Consider the following 25,612-nt stretch of genomic DNA (forward strand, 5'->3'; position numbering starts at 1 on the left):
CGGCGATTGCCAAGCCTCATGCCCGGCAGAATAACCTATCGCCAGCGGTAGTAAAGTGACTTGCGCGTGTCCTGTGGCGCAGCTGGCACTACTGGGTCGGCTGCCGCCGGGACCGGATCCGCCGAAGCGTTTGCCGGCGTCACCGCGGCCACTGTATCGCCTGGATCGACAGCTGTCTCCGGCCCCGACGCGACCACCGCAGGTGTCGGCTCTGAGGGAGGCTCGACCGGAACCAACCGCTGATCGAGCATCAGCATGCGCTGTAACTGCGCCTCGTCACCCGGAAAATCAAAGGTAAAAATCACCTCATCGCCGCGCATCGACACCAACTGCGGGACAGACTGGGTACCCATCTGTTGTAACATCCGCTGCAACCGCGAGAACTGGTCAAGACCGTTTACGCCACGGATATGCAGACGCCAGCCGGTTACCTGATCGCCGGGCACACTGGTCACCGCGTATTGTGCAAACACCGCATCGGCCAGCGCCTGCATCAACTGATCTGCCGCCTCGCGCGGATCCTCGGACTGCGCCTTGCCGGTGGCCTCTTTATCATTCAGCCAGACCGTCCACTGCAAAGCCCAGACCGACTCCTGCTGATTTACCTGCAAGGCCAGCATGCCCTCAGACGAGTAGCGCTCGCTGGCCTCCTGCAAGACGCTTTTTTCCGCCTTGAGCACATCGGCTTCCGTTACGCTGGTGCGATCCTGCAGATCGGCCAATGGCTGCATCAGCGCCACGCCGCGATAACGTGCTGCATCACGTAGCGCCTGCCCCATCTCACTGCCAGACAACAGAAAGTCATCGCCGAGGGTAGTTGACTGCACAGCCCACACCAGAATGCCCGGCCGATTGCGGCCCAGCATAGGCACATCAGCCCTGGCCAGCGCATCGCGCAGCAGCAACGGATCAAACTCAACCTGCATGCCGCCGGCCTCGTCAAGCGCACCGATGCGTCGTGTCACGCTGCTGGGCTCAGCCATCACCGCCGCCAACGGCCCCTTGTCAAAATCGACCTCGCTACCGGCCAGGCGCTGCAACATGACACGGGTAGCGGTATCCAGTTGCACTGCCTGCTGCGCGCCCTCGGCTGGCGGCACATCTACCTGATACAGCGCTTCCAGCACCGCAGCACGAGACATCAGTGGCAAGACAAACAACAGGGTAAACAGAAGCGGTCGGAACAGCAGCATGGGGAGATGTCCATCAGGGTGACAATGCGCCGGCAAGCAACGCACCAGCAGGAATTAAGTTCCTACATTAAACAAGCCTCGTGAAGGCGGCAACTGCGGCGCAGAAAGTTGCGCCGGCATGGCTCTGACCAGCATGAATTGCTAAACTAGCGCGCTATCCCGGCCGGAAGGCGGCAGCACCCGCATCGGCCACTATTTTTGCACAGCTTGAGACCACGCCATGAGCAGCCAGACGCCGTCCAAACCCTCTATCAGCTACAAAGATGCCGGCGTTGATATCGCTGCCGGCAATGCGCTGGTTGATCGCATCAAACACGTTGCCAAGCGCACTGCTCGCCCGGAAGTAATGGGCGGCCTGGGTGGCTTTGGCGCCCTGTGCGAGATCCCTGAAGGGTACAAGCAGCCGGTACTGGTATCGGGCACCGACGGTGTCGGTACCAAGTTGCGCGTCGCCATGGACTTGGGCATTCATGACAGCATCGGTATCGACCTGGTCGCCATGTGCGTCAACGATCTGATTGTCTGTGGTGCCGAGCCGCTGTTCTTCCTCGACTACTACGCCACTGGCAAGCTCAACATCGACATCGCCGCTCAGGTGGTCACCGGCATCGGCGCCGGCTGTGAGCTGGCTGGCTGTGCCCTTGTTGGTGGCGAGACCGCCGAGATGCCCGGCATGTACGAGGGCGAAGATTACGACCTGGCCGGCTTTTGCGTCGGTGTAGTAGAAAAGGCCGAGATCATCGACGGCAGCAAGGTTGCCGCCGGCGATACTCTGATCGCCCTGCCCTCCTCCGGCCCCCACTCCAACGGTTACTCGCTGATCCGCAAGATCATTGAAGTCGCCGGCGTCGATATCAACAGCACCAGCCTGGACGGCAAGCCACTGAGCGAACTGCTGATGGCGCCCACCCGTATTTACGTCAAGGCCCTGCTGCAACTGATCAAGCAGACCGGAAGCGTCAAGGCCATGGCTCACATTACCGGCGGCGGTCTGCTGGAAAACATTCCCCGCGTGCTGCCTGCCGACAGCCGCGCCTGCATTGATCTGGACAGCTGGCAGCGACCGGCCGTGTTCAACTGGCTGCAAGAGCAGGGTAACGTTGACGAGACCGAGATGCACCGCGTGCTCAACTGTGGCGTGGGCATGGTCATCTGTGTAGCCGCCGACGCTGCTGAAGACGCTCTCAAGGTACTGCGCGATGCTGGCGAGCAACCCTGGATCATCGGTCGCATCGAGGCCGGTAACGAGGGCGGCGAAGCCGTCGTACTGCAACGCGGCAACTGAACCTGTGAGTTGCCGTATTGTGGTGCTGATCTCGGGATCAGGCACCAACCTGCAGGCACTGATTGATTATCTGGCCGAACAGGATGCATTGGCGAGCATCGTCGGCGTGGTCGCCAACAAGGCCGATGCCTTCGGGTTGCAGCGCGCGGAAAAAGCCGGCATTGCCACGCAGGTACTGAGTCACCGCGACTTTGCCGATCGCGAGGCCTTTGATCAGACGTTGGCGAGCGCAATAGACGCCTTTGCACCAGACCTGGTGCTGCTGGCCGGTTTCATGCGTATTCTCACAGCTGACTTCGTCAAACATTATCGTGGCCGGCTATTGAACATTCATCCTTCGCTGTTGCCCAAGCACAAAGGTTTGCAGACGCACCAGCGCGCGCTGGACGCCGGCGATGTGGAGCACGGCGCAACGGTTCACTTTGTGACCGAAGAGCTGGATGGCGGACCGCTGATTGTGCAGGGACGAGTAAAGATCACCCCCGATGATGACGCCGTCAGCCTTGCAGCGCAGGTACAGCAACTGGAGTATCGCCTGTTCCCGCTGGCAACCCGCTGGTTTGCCGCAGGTCGGCTGCAACTGAACGATGATCGGGCGTGCCTTGATGGCAAGCCCATACCGCCCAGTGGACTAAGACTGGAAGACCTTGAATCCGGCATATGAGACGACACTGATGCATCAGAGCCCCGCTTTTTCACGCCGCCTCACCCGCTCACTGCTCGGCCTTGCGCTGACCCTGAGCGCCAGCTTTGCCAGCGCCGCACCGCTGGTTCCCTTCAGCGCCAGCTACGCCGCCGACATGAAGCGCATACCGGTCAACGGCGAAGCGCTGCATAGCCTGGAAGCCAACGCTGACGGCACTTGGAACCTGTCTTTCACCGCCAGCATGTTCGTCGCCAAGCTGGTTGAGCAAAGTACCCTGCGCCAACAGGATGGTGCAATCCAGCCGCTAAGCTATCACTACGAACGCAAGGGACTGGGCAGCGGCAAGGAAATCCGCCAGCGCTTCGACTGGGATAATGGCCTGGTCAGCGGCACCTACAAGGAGGAAGCCTTCGAGCTACCCACCGAGCCCAACCTGCTCGACAAGACGACCTACCAGCTCGCCCTGCAACAGGACCTGATGGCCGGCAAACAGGATATGCACTACCGCGTTGTAGACGGCGACGAGGTAGAGGACTACCACTTCCATGTGGTCGGTGAGGATCGGGTCACCACCCGCGTAGGCCAGTTCGATGCCATTGAAGTCGAACGCGTGCGCGAACCCGATGCCAAACGCGAAACGACCCTCTGGTTTGCCAAGGACTGGAACTACCTGCTGGTGCGGCTGAGCCAGATTGAAACCGACGGCCAGCAGTACCAGATCATGCTGAAAGAGGCGACCATGGATGGACAGAACGTGGTTGGCACGCCGGTCAAGGCAGACTGAGCAGCCACTCAAACGACAGGCACAAAAAAACCGCATCAAGGATCACCTTGATGCGTTTTTTTTCAGCCTGATCATCAGGCCTTGGTAAAGGTACCACCGGCTTCGGCCAGTTTTACCAGGCCGGCAGCAGGCTTCCAGAACTCGCCGCGCTCCGCTTCCAACGCACGAATCTCGGCCAGCACCTTGTCCAGACCCAGGCTATCAGCGTAGGCCATCGGGCCACCGCGCTCAGCCGGGAAGCCATAACCGAAGCGATAAACGCGATCGATATCCTCGGCCGACTCGGCATAGCCTTCATCCAGAATACGCGCGCCTTCGTTGACCAGTGCCAGGATGCAGCGGGTGACGATCTCGTCAGCAGACACATCGCGGGCGGTGTAACCGGCCTCTTCGGCCACTTCACGGGCCATCATGTCGGTTTCCGGGTCGTGGATTGCCTGACGGCTGCCTGCCTCGTACTTGTAGAAGCCGTGACCGCTCTTCTGACCGAAGCGCTCCATTTCGCACAGCTTGTTGTCCAGCCAGACAATCGGCTCACCCCGACCGATACCGGCCAGCTGACGTGAGCGCCAGCCCAGGTCAACGCCGACTACGTCGTACATGCGGTAGGGGCCCATGGCCATACCGAAGCCCTGCAGCGCCTGGTCAACTTCCCACGGAGTGGAGCCTTCCAGCACGACTTCGCGCGACTGACGTGAGTACTTTTCCAGCATGCGGTTGCCGATGAAACCGTGGCAGTTACCGGCCAGGACCGCTTCCTTGCCGATTTTCTTGCCGACCGCCAGACAGGCGTCCATGACGTCCTGGGCAGTGGCTTTACCGCGTACCACTTCCAGCAGCTTCATGATGTGCGCCGGGCTGAAGAAGTGCAGACCCAAAACCTGGGTCGGCCGCTGAGTCGCCGAGGCAATCTCGTCGATGTCCAGATAGGAGGTGTTGGTGGCCAGAATGGCAGAGGCCTGTACCGCCTTGTCCAGCTCGGCAAAAATCTTCTTCTTCAGGTCCATGTTTTCATAGACCGCTTCTACCACCAGGTCCATTTCAGCCAGATCGGCGTAGTTCTGGGTGGTGCTGATGCGGCCGATGCGGGCCTGCGCTTCAGCGTCATCAAAACGCTCCTGCGCTACAGAACGCTTGTACACGCTGGCGATATCCGCCAGGCCCTTTTCCAGCATCTCGGCGTTAACGTCAAGCCAGGTAACGGGATAACCCGCGTTCACGAAGTTCATCACGATACCGCGACCCATGGTGCCTGCACCAATAACGCCAACCCGCTTGATACCCTCAAAAGAAGCCATCGCAGCTACCTCCAAAATGAAATGAATGACCGCCAGGCGGTCCAACCGAAGTGACCCGTGGGCCTATTTTCCGAGGAGCGATACATTACGCAAAATATCGCCCGATTAAAAACCCTATACGCTGATAGATGTCATTCACAGAGTGAATAAGCCCGTCGTCCCTGAGGCATCCGTTACAACGCCGGGAGCGGGGTATCCAGTTGCCACTCGGCGGCGGCGCGCTGTGCTGTGGCCAGCTCGGCCTGACTCAGGCGCTCAGCCATCAGTTCACGTGCCTCACGGGCGTCCGGCAGCCCCTGCGCGGCACAAAGCGAGAACAGCAGGTAAGCCATCCGCGGATTGGTACGAACGCCCTCGCCATTCATGTACATGATGCCCAGATTGAACATGGCACTGGGCTCACCCTGCTGCGCGGCGGCGCCATACCACTTGATCGCCGCCTTGTTGTCCTCGCGAGTACCCTCGCCCTCGTCGTACATGACCGCCAGGTTGTATTGCGCGTCCTTGTTGCCCTGCTCCGCCGCCGCGGTGTACCACTTGATGGCGGCCTTGTTGTCTTGGCGGGTACCTTCACCCTCGTCATACATGATGGCCAGGTTGTACTGAGCCGAAACGTGGCCCTGCTCAGCGGCAAAGGTATACCAGTTGAGCGCTTCCGCATCGTCGAGCGCCACACCTTCGCCTTCGTCGTACATCAACGCCAGGTTGTACTGCGCGTCCCTGTCGCCCTGCTCCGCTGAGCGGCGGTACCACTCAACAGCCAGTTGGTCGTTTACCGGCACACCTTCACCCTCGTCATACATCAGGGCAAGGTTGTATTGGGCGGTGGCGTCGCCCTGCTCGGCGGCCGCGGTGTACCAGCGCACGGCTTCACGGTCGTTCACTGGAGTCCCTTCGCCCATGTCATACATGAGCGCCAGATTGAACTGGGCATCGGCATGCCCCTGCTCGGCCGCGCGAAGGTACCATCGCAGCGCCTTTTCGTCGTTGACCGGTACGCCCTCGCCTTCGTCGTACATCAGTGCCAGATTGTACTGGGCATCAGCGTGGCCCTGCTCGGCCGCGCGCCAATACCAGTCGATCGCTTTCAAGTCATCGACCGCAACACCCTCACCCACGTCGTACATCAGCGCCAAGTTGTATTGCGCGCCGGGATGGTTCTGCTCTGCGGCCTGGGCATAGAGCGCAATCGCGCGGCTGTCATCCAGCGCCACACCCTGCCCTTCGTCGTACATGTAGCCCAGTGCAAATTGCGCTACGGCATCACCCTGCTCTGCAGCCTTGGCGTACCACTGCGCTGCCAAGACGTAGGACTGCTCCACGCCGTCACCATCGTAATAACGGTCGGCCAGCTCGCGCTGGGCTCCCGCGTTGCCAGCGTCAGCCTTGGGCTGGAGCTGGGCGGCGCTTGCGCCGCTGCTGGGGTTCTTGGCGTGTTCTGCAGCCTCGAGAGGCATGCTCAGTGCGCAGCTCAGTAACGCGGCAGCAAACAGTGGTGTGGTCTTCATAAAAGGCAAATCCCTGTGACGTAATCAGTAACTGCTCAGCACCTGCGGCGCTGAGCGCCCACGGATAATAGCGCAGCGGGCTGCAGATTGAAGCCTTGAACGGCCAACCGACTCAGTGCAAGCGCAACAGGTTTACCTTGCAGCCGGGTAGCTGCAACGACTGATCTGTCGAGCTTTGCTGCCATGCTGCGTCGATCGGAAACGGGCTGGCGCTCGCTAACGAGAGGCAGTGCTCCGTGAGTACCGAGGGTTGTGCAAACAGCCAGTATCGCTCGTCAGGATAGGGCGTTCTACACAGATGAATGCCCTGCTCGCCAACGGCAAAGGAGAGCCCGCCAAGATCTGCCGCGATCCCGCAGCCCAGCGCCTTGAGGTAAGCCTCCTTAAGCGTCCAGTGGCGAAGGAACGCCTGCTCTGGCGACGGCTGTGTCCGGCACCATTGGGCATCTTCCAGGCTCATGCTGGCGGCGAGCAGCGTCTGCAACCGCAGGGGCCGCGCCCAAGCCTCGACATCAACACCAATGCACTGCCCTGCCGGTGCCATGGCTAAAGCCACCAACCCCTGGGTGTGACTGATGCTCAGATTGATTTGCCCGCTTGGGCTGCGCAGCACCGGCTGGCCACTTTCCTGCGTTTGCAGCTGCCACCCGGTCGTGTCATCAAGCAGTTGCGCTGTGGCCTTTGCCAGCAGCAAGCGGCTGAGTGCAAAGCGGGTGCGCGCGGCGGGATTGGTGAATTGTTGAACACGTTGCTGTGCTTGGGCGTCTGCCAACTGCCAGCCGCCAGCCGGCTCCAGCTCAGCCTGCGCAGCGTACTCGCACAACAGCAACGCAGGCGCATTGAGCATCTTAGCCGATCAACTCATAAACGTGTTCGTCCGCGCCAGGCCCGGCGACTGGCTGTACTTCCCAAGCCTTCAGCGGGCGCCCATCACTGGCCAGTACCTCGGCGCCATGAATCGGCTCACCCGTGGCCTTTTCCAGCAATAGCATGCGCTGGCCGCGGTCATTGGGTCGCCACTTCTCGCCCCATTGCATCAGCCCGATCAGCACCGGATACAGGTCCATGCCAGCCGGCGTCAGACGGTATTCAAAGGAGCGTTTGTCTTCACTGCAGGGGACTTTTTTCAGCACCCCGGCCTCGGTCAGCTTTTTCAGCCGGGCACTGAGTACGCTGCTGGAAATCTCCAACTGCTTTTGAAAGGCATCAAAGGTACGCATGCCGTGAAAGGCATTGCGCAATATCAACAGCGACCACCACTCGCCGACAATATCCAGCGTCTGCGCAACGCTGCAGTCCATATGGTTAAGCGGTGTTCGGGACATGCTGTTTCTCCACCAAGACCCGTGCGGACCAAGAGCCCGCCACGGGTTGGTTCACCGGGCGACTGTTACAGCATGCCGGCCAGGCGAGCGCGGATGATCTCTTCGGCCTGATTCATGATGTTGTCGATCAACTGCTGGCAGGTTGGTACGTCGTGGATCAGACCCGCCACCATGCCGCAGGACCAGGCGCCCAGCTCCATATCGCCATCCTTCATGATCTTGGGATAAACACCAGCCACCTCATCGATGATATCGGTGAACTTCAGGTCTTTGCCCAGACGCGCTTCCTTCTCGAGGATGCGCTCGACTGCCGCGTTGTTCAGCACGCGCTCGGTATTGCGCAGCGGACGCATGACCAGACGGGTGTCCAGCTCGGAGGCGGCCACAATGGCCTGCTTCACGTTTTCGTGCACCGGTGCCTCTTGGGTGGCGATGAAGCGCGTACCCATGTTCATGCCTTCGGCGCCCAGGGCGATAGCGGCGACCAGTGAACGGCCGTCGGCCATGCCGCCAGAGGCGACGAAGGGAATTTCCAGTTCTTCTGCGGCGCGCGGCAGCAGAATCATGTTAGGAATATCGTCTTCGCCGGGGTGACCACCACACTCGAAGCCGTCAACCGACACGGCATCACAACCAATCGACTGCGCTTTCAGCGCGTGACGTACGGAGGTGCACTTGTGAATCACCTTGATACCGGCGTCCTTCAGGGCCGGCATGTATTCCTGCGGACTCCGCCCAGCGGTTTCAACGATCTTCACGCCGCCCTTGATGATCGCGTCGATATAACCGGGGTAGTCCGGCGAGTTAACGGTCGGCAGGAAGGTCAGGTTGACCGCAAATGGCTTGTCGGTCATCTCCCGGCACTTGGCAATCTCGTTCGCCAGGTCCGCCGCAGTGCGCTGGGTCAGACCGGTAATAGTGCCCAGGCCACCGGCGTTGGAGACAGCCGCAGCCAGCTCCGCGAAGCCGACAAAGTGCATGCCGCCCTGGATGATCGGGTGCTGAATGCCAAAGAGTTCTGTTATGCGGTTTTTCAATGTAATCCTGCCTCTGTCGATTGGTGAGAGCGCACGGCATTCGCCCTGCAGAAATTAGCTTCGGATACAGAAGCTAGTTTCTGCAGGCAAAAATTGCAAGCCTGGTAACAATTTGTGTCCCTTTGCACACGCCTGCAGACCGCGCGCTGCTTGCCGAACACGCACGCTCAGAGCCCATCCCAGAGACCCACCGTCTTCTTATCAGTCACTGCAATCACTTGCGGCACTGCCCTTTTTTCCAGCGTTTCAGCCAGCACCGATGAAAATCCGGTTGAACTCTTGGCGTTCTGCGACGCTCCATTACAGTGCACCCTTATTAAGGAGAGACCGCATATGAATACGCACTTGAAGCTTTTGAGCACTGCCCTTTTTTCCGTGGCCCTGATGGGCGCAATGCCTGCTTCTGCCGGCAATCACGGGGACGAGCACAGCAAGACGTACGAAAACGGCGTGAACACCGGCCAGGAAGGTGAAGACAAAACCGAAGAGCGCCTGCCCGGTCAACGGGACGCTGGTGATGAAGTCGAAGCCGGTACTGTGGGCAGCGACAAAATGGGCAGCGCTAACAAGCGCCCTGACGCTACCACTGACGGTCCGGACGGTCCTATCGGTGGCGGCGCCACCGCGCAGTAACAGGCACGCCTGAATGCCCCGCTCACCGTGGCGGGGCACGTTTACCGTACCCCCCAACACAGGAGCGACCATGCCCACACCTAGCCTATCCCGTAGCCTGCGACTGCCAGCCACACTACTACTGTTAAGTGCGGCCGTGGCGAGCGTTCACGCCGTCGAAGGGACCGAGACCGACCCCATGGTTGGCGGCGACGACCGGGTTGAACAAAGTGGCCCAACCGGCATGCCGGGGACTACCGGTAGCGGCGGCAGTGCCGACACCAAAGGCACCTTCAACGACGCTGGAGACGAAATGGGCGTTGGCGTGGAGACATTCTTCAGCCAGGCCAGTGCGCAAAACATGGCCGTCATTGATGCTGCCGAACTGGCTCTGGAGCAAGGTACGCCCGAGGTCCAAAGCTACGCCCAAACAATGCTCGACGCGCACCGTGACAACAACGATCAGTTGAAAGCACTGGCTGCAGGAATGCAGATCGAGACCGAGCAAGACCCGCAGCTCAGCGCCCAAGCCGAGCAACTGCTGCTGAAACTACGGGACGGCAAGGACTTTGATCAGGCCTACCTGCAAAATCAGATCGTGGCCCATCAGCAAGCCATAGCGCTCTACAACCGCGCCGCACAGATAGCAAATGAGCAGATCGTCGGCTTTGCTGAAGCTACCCTACCTGATCTGCAAGCCCATCTGGAACAGGCGCAATCGCTGGCAGGCCGCCAGCCTGCCCAGCCACAATAAGCTGCAGCCGAAGGCCGCTGAAACCCGCCCGTGAAACCGGCTTTCAGCGCGGCGCCTCCGCTGGTGACCCTGCTTGGTGCCAGCGGCTGATAATGCCATCTACCAGAATTTCCACCGCCTCCATGGCACGTTCCTTCCAGCAGCCCATATCGATCAGCTCAGCCACTGCGTGGCGTTTGAGCCCAACAAAGCCGTGTATCAATGCCCAGGTCTGCACCGCCACATCGGCGCGGGCACCGGTAGGCGCATCGGCTGGCAGCAAGCCGCCCACCACCTCGGTCAGTCGCGCAAAGCCGGCAGCGGCGACCGTTCGCGCCTCTTCCGAGGGCTGATAGCTGTCATCCAGCTTGCCAAATATCAGGCCGTAATGCGGCTCATACTCTTCGGCGGTATCCATATAGCGACGTGAGGCCAATAGCACCCGCTCACGTGGGTCGCAGCTCAGCTCGTCCACCGCCAGCGCCGTAATGACCGCAGTGAAACCTTCGATAAACAGCGCATCGAGAATGCCCTGCTTACCCTGAAAGTGACTATATATGCCGATGGTTGACACGCCGGCCTTGGTTGCTATGGCCCGCACGCTCAGCGCAGCGGTGCCGCCGCGCAGGAACAACTCAGAGGCAGCGTTGAGGATATTGCGTTTCGAATCATTCATCCGGCGATTGTACTTGACTTTGCATAACAACGTTATACTCTCTGTCAAACATAACACTGTTATGCAAATTTTCTTTCAATCGAATTCCGTCGGGAACAGGAGTAAACACCGTGAGCGAACAACAACTTCAAGCGGATTACCTGATCGTCGGTAGCGGCGCGGTAGGCATGGCCTTTGCCGATACCCTACTGACCGAGTCAGATGCCAGCATTATCATGGTCGATCAGCATCAGAAACCCGGTGGCCACTGGAACATTGCCTACCCCTTCGTCACCCTGCACCAGCCGTCGGCGTTCTATGGCGTTAGCTCCCGCGAGCTGAGCAAGGGTCGCAAGGATGAGGTGGGACTAAACAAGGGGCTGGGCGACCTCGCCTCCGGAGCCGAAGTGCTCGCTTACTTCGATGATGTAATGCGCCATCGGTTTTTGCCCAGCGGCCGCGTGCAGTACTTCCCGATGTGTACCTACCTGGGTGAAGGCCTCTTCGAGCACAACCTGACCGGCCAGCGTTTTCGCGCCAACACGCGCAAAACCGTAGATGCTACCTACCTGAAGACCAGTGTGCCGGCCAACCACACACCCAGCTTCCATATCGACCCCGGTGTGCAGTTCATGCCGCTCAACGACCTACCCAAGGTCAAAAGCCCGGCTGACAACTACGTGGTCATCGGCGGCGGCAAGACCGGTATCGATGCCTGCTTATGGTTGCTGGAACATCAGGTCGACCCGGACCGCATCTGCTGGATCGTCTCGCGTGATGCCTGGCTGCTCGACCGCCGCAACACCCAGCCGGGCGAGGAGTTCTTCCAGCACACCATAGGCGCCGTGGCGAGCCAGTTTGAAGCCATCGCCAAGGCCGAGTCGGTCGATGACCTGTTTGACCGGCTGGAGCAGGCCGGCGTGCTGCTGCGCATCGACCGAAAGGTGAAACCGCAAATGTTCCACGGGGCGACCATCAGCCAGCTGGAGCTGGAGCAACTGCGTCGCATCAAGAATGTGGTGCGCAAGGGCCGGATAACCCACCTGCAGGCCGATCAGATCGTGCTTGAACAGGGCAGCATCCCGACCTCAATCAATAGCCTGCATATCGATTGCTCCGCCACCGCGATCACCAATCTGGCAATCAAAAAGGTCTTTCAGGGCAACCTCATCACCCCGCAGACCGTGCGCTCCTATCAACCGGTGTTCAGCGCTGCCTTTATTGCGCACGTTGAAGCCTGCTACAGCGACGAGGCCGAAAAGAACCGTATTTGCTCGGTGGTGCCGCTGCCCAACCACGATACCGACTGGCTTCGCATGATGGCGGCCCTGATGATGAACCAGCATCAGTGGTCACAGGTTGACGATCTGCGCGACTGGTTGCTCGCCAACCGACTGGACGGCATGGGTAGGCTGATCCGCAGCGCCAGCAAGGATGACGCAGCAAAACAGGCTATTCTGACGCGCATGCGTGAAAACTCAGCCCCAGCGATGATGAAACTTCAGCGCTTTCTGACTGAAATCAACTAACCACTAGAACAGGCCAAACCATGCAGCAATTTCAGATTCGCAAAGACAACTTCATGACCCGCCAACGGGTCACCCTCAGCGCTGAAGAAGAACAGGCGCAACTGAGTGACGGCCAGGTGCGCCTGGCCGTCGACAGCTTCTCCTTCACCGCCAACAACATTACCTATGCCGCTGCCGGCAACAAGCTGGGTTATTGGCAGTTCTTCCCACCGGTTGGCGAGCAAAATGAAGGCTGGGGTGTGATTCCGGTGTGGGGCTTTGCCGATGTGACCGAATCGCGCTGCGCCGAGCTGCCAGTGGGCGAGCGCCTGTTTGGCTACTTCCCACCGGCCACTCAGTTGATCATGCAGCCGACCCACGTGTCAGACACACGGCTAATGGACGGCAGCGCGCATCGCGCTCAACTGCCGCCGGGTTACAACAGCTACAGTCGCGTACTACACGAGCCGAACTACGACCCGGCAAGCGAGCCGGAGCGCATGCTGCTGTGGCCATTGCACATCACCTCCTTCTGTCTGTGGGACGCACTGCAGGCCAAGGGCTGGTACGGCGCCGAGCAGGTGATCATCCTCAGTGCCTCAAGCAAAACCAGTATGGGGCTGGCGTTTGCTCTGGCGCAGGACCCGAACGCACCGGCGGCCATCGCCCTCACCTCCAGCCGTAACCTGGCGCTGGTAAAACAACTGAAGATTTACGACGCCACCGTGGATTACGCGCAACTCAGCAGCATCGACAACAGCATTCCCAGCGTTATCGTCGACATGTCGGGCAACGGCGCCTTGTTGCAGGCGCTGAACCAGCACCTTGGCGAAAAGCTGGCGTACTGTATCAACGTGGGCCTGACCCATTGGGACGAAAGCCAGAACGCCTCCGGCATCAGCGCTGAGCGCAGCGAGTTCTTCTTCGCGCCTGGCCATATTCAACAACGCCTGAAGGATTGGGGCCCAGAGGGGTTTGCCGAACGCAGCCAGCAATTTTTACATGCTTCGGCCAACTGGAGCCGGCAGTGGTTAAAGGTCAAAACACTAGAGGGGCTGGATGGCCTGGACGCGATTTACCCCGCCGTCTGCCAGGGTCAGGTCGCCGCTGACGAAGGTGTAATCATCCAGCTCAAGTCAGCCGTCTGAACACCAGCGACGGGGCTCGAACGCTTATGCCGCAGAATAATGGAAGCCGATAATGCTGTACCCCGGCTGCAGCACAAGCGCAAATTGGGTTCCTTTGCGACCAGCCCCGAGACCCATAACAAGGAGCACAACATGAGCGAGTTTGCAGGCAAGACCATCGTCATCAGCGGCGGTGCCGAAGGTATCGGCTTTAGTATTGCCATGGCCATGGGCAAACAGGGTATGAAGGTGGTGCTGGGTGATATCGACAGCAACCAGCTGAAACTCGCCGAAGACAAACTGCAGCAGGCCGGCATCGAGGTACTCACGGCACAGATGGACGTTACTCGTCTGGACGATTGGCAGGCCCTGGCCAAGCAGGCGCTGGCTCGCTTCGGCAAGATTCACATGCTGGTCAACAACGCTGGCGTCGGTGGCGGTACCGGTGGCATCGAGCAGACAGACAACAACCAGTGGCGCTGGGTGATGGATGTCAACCTGATGGGTGTCATCAACGGCACCCAGGTCATGGTGCCGCTGATCAAGCAGCACCATGAAGGTGGCTGGCTGCTGAACGTCGCGTCCATGGCCGGCATGGGCGGCGTGCCTTACGGCGGCGCCTATACCGCCAGCAAGGTCGCAGTGGTCGGCATGTCAGAGAGCTGGTATGCCGAGTTGCAGCCACACAACATTCAGGTGTCAGTGCTCTGCCCGGCGTTCGTCAAAACCCGTATCAACCTGTCCAGCCGCAACATGCAAAGCGATTACAAAACCGAGGCCGCCCAGCGTGAGGCTACCCCGCAGCAGGCGGCGATGGCGGCGCACATGCAGAAGATCATCGACAACGGCCTGCCGGTCGAGATCGTCGGTGAGCGCGTTGTTGAAGCACTGAAAGCCAAAGAGCTGTACATCTTTACCCATCCCAACTACCGCCCCAGCACCCAGGCACGCGCCAAAGCCATTGACGCCGCGTTTGAGCGCGCGGCCGCCAGCCCCCTGCTGGCAGGCGTGCTTGACCAGGAGGTCATCCGCTTCGGCTAAAGCTGCTGCGCGCCGGCCGCGGCCGGCGCCAGACTATTTTTCTCTGCGCCACTTACCGCCCACTTGCCGCCGTGCGACACTGGCTCGCCTGAATCCCAGGCGTCACCGCACGCGAGATCGACCGCATCATGGAATGGCTTTCAAGCCCGGATATCTGGGTTGCTTTCCTCACCCTTACTGCCTTGGAAATCGTCCTCGGCATCGACAACATCATCTTCATCTCCATTCTCGTCAGCCGCCTGCCCAAGGCGCAGCAGCCCAGAGCACGCTTCATTGGACTGGCACTGGCAATGGGTACGCGCATTCTGTTGCTGCTGAGTATTGCCTGGGTCATGCGCCTGACCGCCGATCTGTTTCAGGTACTGGGCGAAGGCGTCTCCGGCCGAGATCTGATCCTGTTTTTCGGTGGCCTTTTCCTGCTGTTCAAGAGCACCACCGAAATCTGGCACAGCATGGAGGGGCCCGAGCACAGCGCCACAGGCGCCACGCCCAAGGGCGCCGGCTTTGTGAGTATCGTGCTGCAGATTGCGATCATCGATATCGTGTTTTCGCTCGATTCGGTGATTACGGCGGTGGGGCTGGTGGATGAGGTGGCCGTGATGGTGGCGGCTATCGTCATTGCAGTGCTGGTGATGATGCTGGCGGCCGGCAGCATCAGCAATTTCATTGAAAAGCATCCCTCGCTCAAGGTACTGGCGCTGTCGTTTCTGATGGTAGTGGGCACCCTGCTGATCGCCGAGGCCTTTGACGTGCATGTACCCAAGGGCTACATCTACTTTGCCATGGCGTTTTCGCTGGCGGTTGAGGCCATCAATATTCGCGTGCGCACCGCAGCGCAGCGCAAGCGGTCGGCGGAATAACCTTCTGCGCAGCCGGGGGCACCCGGCTGCGCAGAAGGCCGGCTCAGAAGCGGTAGCTCAGACTCAGCTTGGCGTTACGGCCTTGCGAATAGGCGTTGTCACCCGAGAGCGCTGGACGATAAAAGCGGTCCAGCACATTGTCGACGGTCAGGTTGACACTCACGTTCTTGAGCGCGCCGCGCTGAGGCGCCCAATCGGCAAACAGGCGGTGTACGTCATAACTGTCGTTGCCATAGTGATTCCAGTACAGCTCGCCGGTCTCGCTGTAGAGATCACTCGGCAGGCGATCGGTCTTGCGCACAAACTCGCCCTGCCAACCGGCGTGCACGTCAATCTCCGGGATTTTCACCCCCAGCAGCGCCACCCACTTGACCGGTTGAATATCCCGCGCCCACACGTCCGCCGCCCAGGGGTTGCTGTAGGCGCCCTTGTGTTTGCCTTCCATCCAGGAGTAGGACAGGCTGGCGAAAATGCGGCGGCTGTCGTAGAAACTTTCTACCTCAAAGCCTCGAATGGTCGCGCCTTCCAGGTTGCGGTAGTTGGACAGCGGCAGCAAATCGCCGCAGTTGTCGGCAATCGAGCCACCGTTCTCGGCCTGCGCGGCGCAGGCAACCGAGCGGAATTTGAATATCTCGTCTTCAATCTTGTTGTGGTACGCAGTGGCGCGAATCTGCAGGTTGTCCCCGCTGACAATCAGCTCCGGCAAGCTGACCACCGCCCCGGCCCGCAGCCCGCGAATTTTTTCCGCATCCAGATCGCGGCTGGTGCCACCAAAGGTAGAGCTGCTCTGCACCTCGTACTGTTCATCCAGCACCGGGGCACGCCAGGTTTTCGCGTAATCGAAGAACAGTCCCAGCTGATCGGTGGCGCGCCAGAAGATCGCCAGCCTTGGCGACCAGCCGGAATAGGTTTGCGAGCGGTAATCGTGATTCAGGTCCGGGTTGTTATAGCGCTCGGCCAGATTGCGCTCGCCCTGGTTACGCACATGATCAAAGCGCAACGAAGGCGTAATGGTCACAGCGCCAAGGGTGATGGCGTCCTGCAGGTAGGCGCTGCGCGTGTCCTGTTGGCCTCGCGGCATGAACTGCGGCTGGTACCAGCCGTAGTTGTAGTCGGGGTTGCTGTCGTAGGTGGGCAGGTACATGAGCACGTCGCGCGTGTGCTCGCGCCACTGAGTCCCCACCGTCAGCTCGTGCTCCAACGGGCCGGTGTCGAACAGGCTGATATTGCGTGCTTCCAGCACCTTGTCGCGGTAGGCGGTGTTGATGTACTTGCCGCCGGTCGACGAGCTGTAACTGGCATCGTCATCGCGGGTATCGGTCTGCTCGGTATCCGACAGCGAGTAGGTGATCTCCAGGTCCACCAGCGGATTATCCACCGGCTGATACTGGTATTTACCCGCCCAGGTAGTATCCACCAACTCGCGGTTGGACATCAGCCGGTTCATCGCCGCTTCAAGGCTGCCGTAGCGGTCAATCGAGTATTTACTGGGCACCAGGAAGGTCACCGCACTGAATGGCGAACGCAGTTCGCTCTTGGTACGGCTGTAAGTCAGGCCAAAACTGTGTTCCAGGGTCGGGTGGAAGTTACCCTTGATCAGTACCGAGTCCTGGTTCTGCGCGGTAAAGGGATAGCGTTTGGGGTAGAGATAGCCTTCATCCTGGTCGATGTGCCCCGCCAGCTTGATGTCGTCGCTGTCGCGGTGGCTGAGGTAAAACAGGCCATCGAGCAGACCGTCGTCAGTGCGCCCATAGACCGCGCCGCTGTAGGTCTGCTGCTGGTCGTTGCTCTGGTACCCGTACTTGACCAGCGCGCCAGTGTTGCGTCCTTCTTCCAGCATATCGGTGGCATCACGGGTTTCCATATGCACGGTGCCGCCAAAGCCACCGTTGCCGCTGAACACCGAGTGCGGCCCCTTCTCGACCTCGATGCTCTTGATCAGCTCCGGCTCGATGAAAATCGTGCCCTGCTGGTAACGCTCAAAACCGCTTTTCTGCGCGCCATCCAGGGTGAAGGGCACATCTTCGGCATCACCCAGACCCCAGATGTTCAGCGTCTGCCCGCCGGGCTTGACCGAGCCGCCCATGTTGACGCCCGGCAGCGTCTGCAACAGCGCCGGCACATTGTTGGCCTGTTGCCGTTCGATGTCGGTCCGCGTCAGGGTGGAGCGCCCCACATTGCTCGAGTTCACCTGCACGCCGTTACCTACTACCGTCAGCGCCTGTAGCGTAATCCCGGTACTGGTATCCGCCAGCGGGCGGACCACGTAACCCTCGCCCGCCGGCACCAGTTCAAAACCGGAACCCTGCAGTAGGTGCTGCAACGCCACAACCGGCTCATAGGCACCCGCAAGCGCCGGCGCCTGAACTTGGCGTGTCTGGGTTTCGTCAAACAGCAGTTGCATACCACCCTGGCGCGCCAAAGCGGTAAGTGATGACGCCAATGGCTGGGCCGGCAGGTCCAGGGTAATGGGAGCGGCTTGCAGGCTGCCACTGATCAACAGACCAGCCAGCGCCAGCGGGGATAGTCCAAAGCGGGTATTGCGGATGCTCATCGCACTCTCCTGATGTGATGCTCAATTGCTTTCATCCAGAGAACGCAACAGCGAAGGAAACCCACACCTGAAAATGAAAAATATTTTCATTTAGATTAAAGCGACCGCATCGGAGCGCGGCCCCAGCCATCCGCAAAGCAGCTAACCTAGCGGGCTTCGACCGTCACACTGCCATCGTCTGCGCTGCTCACCTGTACCGGTAACAGCAAGGGCAAAGAGGCCAGAAAGTCCTGTGGGCGATAGATATCCAGGCTGCCTGACAGCGGATAATCAGCCAGCGCGTTGGCGTTCAGCAGCACCGGCTTGCCCAGATAGCGCGACAGCTCGTCCAGCAGTTGTGCCAACGGGCGCTGTTGAAACATGAGTTGCCCACTACGCCAGCTAGCTACCGTATCTGCCGCGATTGGCCTCATCTGCTGCTGACCTAGACGGTAGTCGGCGTGCACCGACTCGCCCATCGACAGCAGGACCGCAGGCATACGCGGGGAGCCGGCGTTCACCGCGACCTTGCCGTGCTCTACCGCGACATCCAGCGTGTCAGCGCCCTGCCGTACGTTGAACCGGGTGCCCAGCACCCGCACTTCGGCACTGCCCACCTGGATGACAAAGGGGCGTGTCGCATCGCGAGCGACCGCGAAAAAAGCCTCGCCTTGCAGACTGACCTCGCGGCGGTCATCGAAATAGCGAACCTGCGCGCTGGAGCCCATGTTCAGGGTGACCTGGCTGCCATCAGCCAGCACCAACGCTTGCAGCTCGCCCGCCTCAGCCTGCACCGTCAGCTGATATTCGGGCCGCTCTACCAGCAGCGTGACCGCCAGCAGGCCGGCCAGCAAAACCACACTGGCGGCAATCGCGCTAAAGCGCTGTGGCCAGCGACGCCGCAGGTGAACAATATTGTTTGCAGAGGCCGCTTCGACAGGGCTCTGCTGCGGGGGAGCCATGCTGTCCATGTCGCGCCAGATCAGCTCTAGGTCGGCATAGGCCTGCGTGTGCGCATCACTGCTCTGCAACCAGGCCTGAAACTGGCTTTCATCTGCCTGACTGAAGCGCTCACCACGGCGCCGGGCAAACCACTCCGCGGCTTGCTCGTCGATCTGCTGCACAGGGTGCTCACCCGGTCTCGACATGCTCAATCTCCCTGCCCCGAGACACGGGACTGGGCGTGGCGACGGCAGTGCAGCATGGCCAACGCGATGTGTTTTTCTACCATACTCAAGGAAATCCCCATCTGCCGAGCCACTGCCGCCTGCGACAAGCCATCGAACTTGTGCAAGACAAAGGCCTGTTTGCGCTTAGGCGGCAGATCTTCCAATGCTTCAGCCAGTCTGTGCAAGCGTTGCTGTTGCTCTACCATGGCCAACGGTCCTTCGGTTTGCAGCGCATCATCCTGCTCGGCCTGCTGCTCATTCAGCTCGACCAATCCTGTACCGCTGCGTATCTGCTGACGGCGCCAGTGATCAACCATCAGGTTGCGAGCGATGCGAAACAGCAATGGCCGCGCCTGGTGCAGTGGCTGCGTTGCCGTGCTGTCCAGCCAGCGCACAAACACATCCTGCGCCAGATCATCGGCATCGGCGGCGTTGTTCATGCGCTTACCCATGAAACGTCGCAACTCCATACGCAGGCCGCCAAGATCCTGGCTAGCCATAGGGCTCGATGTGTCGGTCACAACAAGGCTGCCGAGTGCAGGTAGGAAAGACTGAACAAAAGTACCTCCGACATCGCACAGCCAGACGGCCACGCACGGAAACAAGAATAAGTATCAAACGATAAATATTATCATTATTTGTTTGAGCTGGCCGGTATTGTCAAGCAGCAAACAGCCCCCCACAGGGATTGACAGGGCGGAACGGATCGAACAGCATAAATAATAACTATTCTCATTTAAGATGAAGATACCTTACGGATGCCATCAACATGACCGCTCGCGACCCTACCTTGCAGCACCACATGGATCAGCTCTATCGCGAGCATCACAGCTGGCTATCCGGCTTCCTGCAACGACGTTTGGGCTGCTCGCACAGTGCCGCCGACCTGGTGCAGGACACCTATTTGCGCCTTCTCACCAACGGCAAGCTGCCACCCGCCGAACATTCACGCGGCTACCTCACCCGTATCGCCAAGGGCCTGATGATCGATCTGTATCGACGTCGCCGCATAGAAAGCGCTTACCTGGAAGAGCTCTGCCGCCAGCCCGAGGCGATGCATCCCTCTCCCGAAGTACGCGCCCAGACCGTCGAGGCACTGATGACCATCGACCGCCTTTTGCAGGGCCTGCCAGTGAACGTGCGCCGCGCCCTGCTGATGCGTCGGCTGGATGGCATGAGCTATCGCGAGATCGCTGAAGAGCTGGAGGTATCGGTTTCGTCGGTGGAGAAATACGTCGCCCGCGCGCTGCAAAGCTGCCTGCAAGCCGCACTGGAGATGGAGCAGTGAATCGCGGCGATCGACTGTCGCCGGACCAGATCAGCCAGGCGGCGCACTGGATGGCACGCCTGTGGTCTGACAACGCTACCGCGCAAGACCATGCTGCCTGCGCGCACTGGCGTCAGGCCGATCCGGCCCACGAGCACGCCTGGCAGCAACTGCAACAACTACAGCTGCGCTTTGATGCGGTACCGACCGACGGAGCCAGCCGTATCCTCGGCCGCCGTAACGAGGTGTCCCGCCGCCGTATGCTGGCCATCGCCGGACTCCTGTGCAGCGGCGCCGGGCTAGCAGCCATGGGCAGCCGGCAGCAATGGCAACCGCTGACCGCCGACCAGCGTACCGGCACCGGTGAACGCCGCGAGCTGCAGCTGGCCGACGGTACCCGGCTGCTGCTCAATACGGCTACCAGCCTCAACCTGAAGAGCAGCGCCAGCGGCCATCAGCTACAGCTGTTGCAGGGCGAACTGCTGGTAACCAGCAACACCAACGCATTGCCATTACAGTTGCATTGCCGTGATGGCCTTATCACCCCGCAGAGCAGCCGCTTCTGCCTGCGCCAATATGCCCACGACAGCCAACTGAGTGTGTTCAGCGGCAATGTACAGATCAGCTTGGCAGCAACCGGCAGCAGCGCCGTACTCGCAGCCGGCGAGGCCACGCGTTTCTCTCGTTCGCTGATTGCCACGCCGCAGGTGGTTGACCCTACCGCCCCGGCCTGGACAGAAGGCAAGCTGGTGGCCGAGCGCCTGCCACTCACCCACTTCATTGCCGAGCTGGGGCGTTACCGCCCAGGCGTGCTGCGCATCGATCCGTCATTGGCCGTGCTGCAGATCACCGGCGTGTTTTCCCTGCACGATACCGATGCCACCCTGGCTCGCCTGCCCAAGGTACTGCCGGTACGAGTACGTTACTTCAGCCGTTACTGGGTCAGCATCGACACAGTCTGAGTTCCCCTTGAACAACTTCAAATAAAAATACTTCGCATTTGCGTTACGGGTTTCGCACGCTCGTTCGGTGTACAGGGAAACACTGCCAACACCAAGCACACGAGAAAGGGAAGCGCCCCATGTCACGCGGTTCAGTATTACGCCACACACCTCTTGCACTCGCCTTGCACATAGGCTTGAACGTCGGCCTGGCCTTTGGCGCGGGCAGCCTGGCCACCGCAGCTCAGGCACAGAGCAGCGCCACACAGTCATTCAACATTCCCGCCGGCAACCTCGACCAGGTACTCAACCAGTTTGCTCTGGATGCCGGCATTGAGCTTTACCTTGATGCCTCGTTGTCCCGCGGCCAGCCAAGCTCCGGCCTGCAGGGGCAGTTCAGCATCGATCAGGGTCTCGCTGCCCTGCTCGCCAACAGCGGGTTGCGTGCCCAGCGTCAAGCCGACAACGCCTGGCGCCTGTACCGTCCGCAGATTGATGCCAGCGCCATTCAACTGGCGCCGCTGAACGTGCAAGGCACCGCGCTTTATCTGCCAAGCCGCGATGAAGCCGGATACGACGGCATCTACGATGACAACATTTCCAGCGCCTATTCCGGCAAGGAACAAATCGAGCGCTACAAAGGCACCAACCCTGCCGATGTGTTCAAGGGCATGCTCAACGTCTACACCGGCGATGCCCGCAACAGCGGCGCGCTCGACCCCAACATCCGAGGCATTCAAGGCCCCGGCAGAGTACCGCTCACCATCGATGGCACCGAACAGGCGATGTCGGTCTGGCGCGGGTACAACGGCGCGTCCAACCGCAGCTACATCGACCCCAACCTGATCGGCGGCATCAAGGTGATCAAAGGGCCGAATATCGAACGCAACGTCAACAGCTCGGTGGGCGGCGCCGTGGTCGCCAGCACCATCGACGTGGACGATATCCTGGCCGAGGGCGATAGTTTTGGCGGCGAACTGAAACTGGAGGCCGGCAACAACACGGTCAACCCGCGCATCCCAGAGCTGCACACCGGTGAAAACTATTACGAAGTGCCGGGCTTCCCGATGAACCCGAGCGTACCCAGCAGCGATCCGACCCTGCGCGTCAACCTCAAGACCAGCAGCGACGACAAACTGCTGTCGGGCAACGATCACGCCTACCGGCTGGCGCTCGGCACCCGGCAGGAGCGCTTCGAGCTGCTGGGTGCCTACGCCTTTCGCGAGCACGGCAACTACTTCTCCGGCAAAAACGGCGCGGGCTTCTACTCACAGCCGGATACCGGTGAGCGCACCCAGGAATACTCGCAAAGCCTGGCGCTGGATTTTCACCCCGGTGACGAGGTGCCCAACACCTCCAGCAAAATGGAGTCCTGGCTGTTCAAGGCACGCTGGAAGTTCGACGACGACCACAGCCTGACCTTCGGCTACCGCGACACCGACATGCTCTATGGCGAAATCCTGCCTACCCGGCTGGCCAACGCCGACGACAAGGGCGCGGTGCAATGGCCGCTCAGCCATGTGGATGCCAAAGCCTACAACCTCGAATACGAGTTCAACCCGGACAACCGCTGGATCGACCTGTACGCCAACCTCTGGACCACGCGTACCGAGAGCGACACCTACAGCGCTGGCGGCTTTCCCAACTACGCCACCTGGGCAGACCCGGTGCTGCGTAACACCGCCGTAGCCAACGCCGATCAGAACCGCGTGGGCATTACCCTGAGCAACCAGCTGGCGCTGGCCAGCAGCCTGGACCTGACCCTGGGCGGCAGTTACCAGCACGAGAAGCTGCGCTCCGGTGACGAATATGGTGGCGTGGACGATGGCTGGCGCATGTTCCCGCGTGCCGGGCGCCGTGAAGAGCGCGAGTTCAACTTCAACTTCGACTGGCGCCCCACCGATTTTCTCACCCTGGACCTGGGCGCCCGCTATTCATCCTACTGGGCCAAGGATGACTTTCTGGCCGAGCAGCAGGCAGCGGGCAATTTGATTAACACCGTGGTCCAAACGCACTACGAAGCGACTTATCGCACTATCGAGACCTATACCGATGAAGAAATGGAGGCAAGGAGGGAAAGCACACGGCCACAGTTGGAAGGTTTCGGCTTCTCCGAGGCTGAAATTGCCGAGATTCTTGCCAACCTGAGCACCACCTACACCGCCACCCATGTGGTCGACTGGCGACCCGACAGCGATGGTCGCTACAGCCGAGCAAACAATGCCTGCCTGAACGACACCCTAGACAACATCGACAACCTTACCGGCAACTGCACCATTGGCAGTGGCCCGGGAACAACGGCGGTCGTGGCCACCCCCGTCAAAACCCGCCGCGGTCACGACTGGACCCCGGTCGCCTCGGCCGCCCTGCGCCTGAGCGATGCCAGCCGTGTCTACCTGCGCTACAGCGAGGCCGTGCGTTACCCCAGCATGTTCGAGAGCACCATCGGCTTTTCTGCCTCGCTCAACCCGTTCTACACCCTCAAACCTGAGCACGCGTTCAACTACGAGATCGGCTACGTGCACAACCTCACCGGTCTGCTCAACGCCGAACGCTACGCCGATTTCAAGCTGGCCTACTACCAGCACCGTACCAAAGACGTGATAGAGCGCAGCACCAACTTCCTGTTCTACAACATTGACCAGCAAACCCTGCGCGGCATCGAGCTGCAAACCCGCTACGACAACGGCGGTCTGTTTGGTGACTTCAGCCTGGCCTGGAATTTGGAAAACGAAGTCTGCGACGAGAGTTCCGCCGCGCTGGCCGACCCGCGCTTTGGCTCGGTGCCCGACTGTGTCGAGAACGGGTTTATGGGCGGTTATCTGATCTCCCACGCCATCCCGCGTTACTCGGCCAACCTCAATATTGGCGGCCGGCTATTCAACGACAAGCTCGAACTCGGCAGCCGCGTCACCTACTACAGCAAGCATGAAAACAGCGACCTGGACGACTACAAGACCAACGCCGAAACCAACAAGCTGGCCATCTACAACCTGCCACTGTCCTGGGGCAGCGTGACCACCTACGACGCCTACGTCAGCTTTCAGCCCAAAGACGACATCACTCTGGAACTGGTCGGCAGCAACCTGACCGACGAGTACTACATCGACCCCACTTCGCGTTCCGCCGTCGCGGCCCCCGGCCGCGCGCTGAAACTGAGCCTCACGGCGCAGTTCTGATTCAACCCGCAAACAGGAGGTAAACCGCCACCACCCAAGAGCAATAAAACAACCAAGCAAGCGCAGTACAACTCATATATCAAACATAAGGTGATTCACATGAAAGCAATGTATCTGTCTGTTCTCGCCACCAGTCTGTTGAGTGTCAGCGCCCTGTCGCAGGCCGCCGTTATTGGCGCGGAAAGCGACGACACCTATATCGAAGTTGGCACCTCAATCGTGCCATTCGGCCCGCATACTGCCGGCTTGCCTGGCGTTGGTGTTTACACCACTGGCAAAAGCGCAAAAGTCGACTTCGCGGGCCTGAGTAGCTACAGCAGCACGAGCAACGGTGTTTACACCCTGAACGCACCGATCAATGTGAACGAACCCGACCACAGCGGCATGGGCGTTTTCAACTTCGCCAAGGTCAGCAGTGCCAACGTCTACTTTGGCGAGTGGTCCCAGACCAGTGCCAACGGCGACAGCAGCCGCACGGTGTACTACGTCGGTGACAATAGCGGCACCAGCGTGCCCACCAGCGGCACGGCCACCTACAGCGTGGCCGGCATCAATGACTACTCCGGCAGCAATCTGATGAGCGGGACCTTCACTGCCAACTTTGGCACCAACAGCCTGTCCGGTAGCCTGTCCAACAGCAATTTGGCGGTGAATATCGGCAGCGCCAGCTTCGACAGCGCAGGTAATATCAGCAGCACCAATGCGAGCGCCAATGGTGCAGCGGGCTTCGTTTCCGACGGGGTGGTTACCGGCAACTTCTTCGGCAACAACGCCGCCGCTCTGGCCGGCATCGCCACCTTCAGCAATCGCGATTACGACACCGCCTTCGGCGGCACTAAGGACTGATCGCGCTAACCTGCCACCGCCATGGCAGGTGCTGATACCGGGCCGGAGTCACCGCTGCAGAGGTG

Annotated in this window: 23 protein-coding genes; 13 read left to right on the plus strand and 10 right to left on the minus strand. The window is 60.2% G+C overall.

The window, feature by feature from the left end:
• Positions 1–35: 35 nt before the first annotated feature.
• Entirely contained in the window at positions 36–1,193 is a 1,158-nt protein-coding gene (locus V7747_RS00865) for a DUF2066 domain-containing protein (RefSeq protein WP_335614173.1), read from the minus strand.
• 220 nt (positions 1,194–1,413) lie between these two features.
• On the opposite strand from V7747_RS00865, the gene purM reads away from it, so the two are divergent.
• From purM to V7747_RS00880, 3 genes are read left to right on the plus strand one after another with little or no spacing between them, the layout of a single operon-like run.
• Entirely contained in the window at positions 1,414–2,478 is a 1,065-nt protein-coding gene (gene purM, locus V7747_RS00870; RefSeq protein WP_335614174.1) for a phosphoribosylformylglycinamidine cyclo-ligase, read from the plus strand.
• Between the two features lie 4 nt (positions 2,479–2,482).
• The gene (purN, locus tag V7747_RS00875; RefSeq protein WP_335614175.1) at positions 2,483–3,142 is read left to right on the plus strand and encodes a phosphoribosylglycinamide formyltransferase; all 660 of its coding nucleotides are present in this window, start codon (positions 2,483–2,485) and stop codon (positions 3,140–3,142) included.
• 10 nt (positions 3,143–3,152) lie between these two features.
• Positions 3,153–3,908 (plus strand): DUF3108 domain-containing protein, encoded by a 756-nt coding sequence (locus tag V7747_RS00880; RefSeq protein WP_335614176.1) that lies wholly within the window; start codon positions 3,153–3,155, stop codon positions 3,906–3,908.
• Positions 3,909–3,982: 74 nt separating this feature from the next.
• Here V7747_RS00880 and V7747_RS00885 read toward each other — a convergent pair whose 3' ends face one another.
• The 5 genes from V7747_RS00885 to V7747_RS00905 all read right to left on the minus strand — a co-directional run bounded on the left by V7747_RS00885 (position 3,983) and on the right by V7747_RS00905 (position 9,076).
• A complete protein-coding gene (locus V7747_RS00885) occupies positions 3,983–5,206 on the minus strand; it encodes a 3-hydroxyacyl-CoA dehydrogenase (RefSeq protein WP_335614177.1) in 1,224 nt (407 codons plus the stop codon).
• A gap of 173 nt (positions 5,207–5,379) precedes the next feature.
• Complete coding sequence (locus tag V7747_RS00890; RefSeq protein WP_335614178.1) at positions 5,380–6,714, minus strand: SEL1-like repeat protein; 1,335 nt, start codon at positions 6,712–6,714, stop codon at positions 5,380–5,382.
• A gap of 112 nt (positions 6,715–6,826) precedes the next feature.
• Positions 6,827–7,561 carry a 4'-phosphopantetheinyl transferase family protein gene (locus tag V7747_RS00895; protein ID WP_335614179.1) on the minus strand — a complete coding sequence of 245 codons (735 nt, stop codon included), beginning with the start codon at positions 7,559–7,561 and terminating at the stop codon, positions 6,827–6,829.
• A gap of 1 nt (position 7,562) precedes the next feature.
• Positions 7,563–8,039, minus strand: coding sequence for a winged helix-turn-helix transcriptional regulator (locus V7747_RS00900; protein WP_335614180.1), 477 nt, complete (start codon positions 8,037–8,039; stop codon positions 7,563–7,565).
• A 65-nt stretch (positions 8,040–8,104) separates the two neighbouring features.
• Positions 8,105–9,076, minus strand: coding sequence for an NAD(P)H-dependent flavin oxidoreductase (locus V7747_RS00905; RefSeq protein ID WP_442909162.1), 972 nt, complete (start codon positions 9,074–9,076; stop codon positions 8,105–8,107).
• Positions 9,077–9,409: 333 nt separating this feature from the next.
• On the opposite strand from V7747_RS00905, the gene V7747_RS00910 reads away from it, so the two are divergent.
• Together V7747_RS00910 and V7747_RS00915 are read left to right on the plus strand one after the other, a co-directional pair.
• On the plus strand, positions 9,410–9,709 hold the full coding sequence (locus V7747_RS00910; protein WP_335614181.1) for a hypothetical protein: 300 nt from the start codon (positions 9,410–9,412) through the stop codon (positions 9,707–9,709).
• 70 nt (positions 9,710–9,779) lie between these two features.
• Complete coding sequence (locus V7747_RS00915; RefSeq protein WP_335614182.1) at positions 9,780–10,442, plus strand: DUF4142 domain-containing protein; 663 nt, start codon at positions 9,780–9,782, stop codon at positions 10,440–10,442.
• 43 nt (positions 10,443–10,485) lie between these two features.
• Here the strand turns inward: V7747_RS00915 and V7747_RS00920 are convergent, their stop codons facing one another.
• Complete coding sequence (locus V7747_RS00920) at positions 10,486–11,097, minus strand: TetR/AcrR family transcriptional regulator (protein WP_335614183.1); 612 nt, start codon at positions 11,095–11,097, stop codon at positions 10,486–10,488.
• Positions 11,098–11,207: 110 nt separating this feature from the next.
• Between V7747_RS00920 and V7747_RS00925 the strand changes: the two genes are divergently transcribed.
• The 4 genes from V7747_RS00925 to V7747_RS00940 all read left to right on the plus strand — a co-directional run bounded on the left by V7747_RS00925 (position 11,208) and on the right by V7747_RS00940 (position 15,612).
• On the plus strand, positions 11,208–12,605 hold the full coding sequence (locus V7747_RS00925) for an NAD(P)-binding protein (RefSeq protein ID WP_335614184.1): 1,398 nt from the start codon (positions 11,208–11,210) through the stop codon (positions 12,603–12,605).
• Between the two features lie 20 nt (positions 12,606–12,625).
• A complete protein-coding gene (locus V7747_RS00930) occupies positions 12,626–13,732 on the plus strand; it encodes a DUF2855 family protein (protein ID WP_335614185.1) in 1,107 nt (368 codons plus the stop codon).
• 132 nt (positions 13,733–13,864) lie between these two features.
• A complete protein-coding gene (locus V7747_RS00935; RefSeq protein WP_335614186.1) occupies positions 13,865–14,752 on the plus strand; it encodes an SDR family NAD(P)-dependent oxidoreductase in 888 nt (295 codons plus the stop codon).
• 128 nt (positions 14,753–14,880) lie between these two features.
• On the plus strand, positions 14,881–15,612 hold the full coding sequence (locus V7747_RS00940; RefSeq protein ID WP_335614187.1) for a TerC family protein: 732 nt from the start codon (positions 14,881–14,883) through the stop codon (positions 15,610–15,612).
• A 43-nt stretch (positions 15,613–15,655) separates the two neighbouring features.
• On the opposite strand, the gene V7747_RS00945 is transcribed toward V7747_RS00940, so the two are convergent.
• The 3 genes from V7747_RS00945 to V7747_RS00955 all read right to left on the minus strand — a co-directional run bounded on the left by V7747_RS00945 (position 15,656) and on the right by V7747_RS00955 (position 19,814).
• Positions 15,656–18,166, minus strand: coding sequence for a TonB-dependent receptor (locus V7747_RS00945; RefSeq protein ID WP_335614188.1), 2,511 nt, complete (start codon positions 18,164–18,166; stop codon positions 15,656–15,658).
• Between the two features lie 146 nt (positions 18,167–18,312).
• Positions 18,313–19,293 (minus strand): FecR family protein, encoded by a 981-nt coding sequence (locus tag V7747_RS00950; RefSeq protein WP_335614189.1) that lies wholly within the window; start codon positions 19,291–19,293, stop codon positions 18,313–18,315.
• A gap of 2 nt (positions 19,294–19,295) precedes the next feature.
• Positions 19,296–19,814 carry a sigma-70 family RNA polymerase sigma factor gene (locus tag V7747_RS00955; protein WP_335614190.1) on the minus strand — a complete coding sequence of 173 codons (519 nt, stop codon included), beginning with the start codon at positions 19,812–19,814 and terminating at the stop codon, positions 19,296–19,298.
• 269 nt (positions 19,815–20,083) lie between these two features.
• Here V7747_RS00955 and V7747_RS00960 point away from each other — a divergent pair, with 269 nt between their 5' ends.
• From V7747_RS00960 to V7747_RS00975, 4 genes are all read left to right on the plus strand, one after another.
• Positions 20,084–20,602, plus strand: a complete 519-nt coding sequence (locus tag V7747_RS00960; protein WP_335614191.1) for a sigma-70 family RNA polymerase sigma factor — start codon at positions 20,084–20,086, stop codon at positions 20,600–20,602.
• Positions 20,599–21,543 (plus strand): FecR domain-containing protein, encoded by a 945-nt coding sequence (locus tag V7747_RS00965; protein ID WP_335614192.1) that lies wholly within the window; start codon positions 20,599–20,601, stop codon positions 21,541–21,543. Before V7747_RS00960 ends, V7747_RS00965 begins: the two co-directional genes overlap by 4 nt.
• A gap of 119 nt (positions 21,544–21,662) precedes the next feature.
• On the plus strand, positions 21,663–24,701 hold the full coding sequence (locus V7747_RS00970; protein WP_335614193.1) for a TonB-dependent receptor: 3,039 nt from the start codon (positions 21,663–21,665) through the stop codon (positions 24,699–24,701).
• A gap of 99 nt (positions 24,702–24,800) precedes the next feature.
• Positions 24,801–25,547: a Slam-dependent surface lipoprotein gene (locus tag V7747_RS00975; RefSeq protein WP_335614194.1), complete on the plus strand. Its 747-nt coding sequence runs from the start codon at positions 24,801–24,803 to the stop codon at positions 25,545–25,547.
• Positions 25,548–25,612 lie beyond the last annotated feature (65 nt).

Source organism: Halopseudomonas sp. (assembly GCF_036960865.1).
In the GTDB taxonomy this organism is placed as follows: domain Bacteria; phylum Pseudomonadota; class Gammaproteobacteria; order Pseudomonadales; family Pseudomonadaceae; genus Halopseudomonas.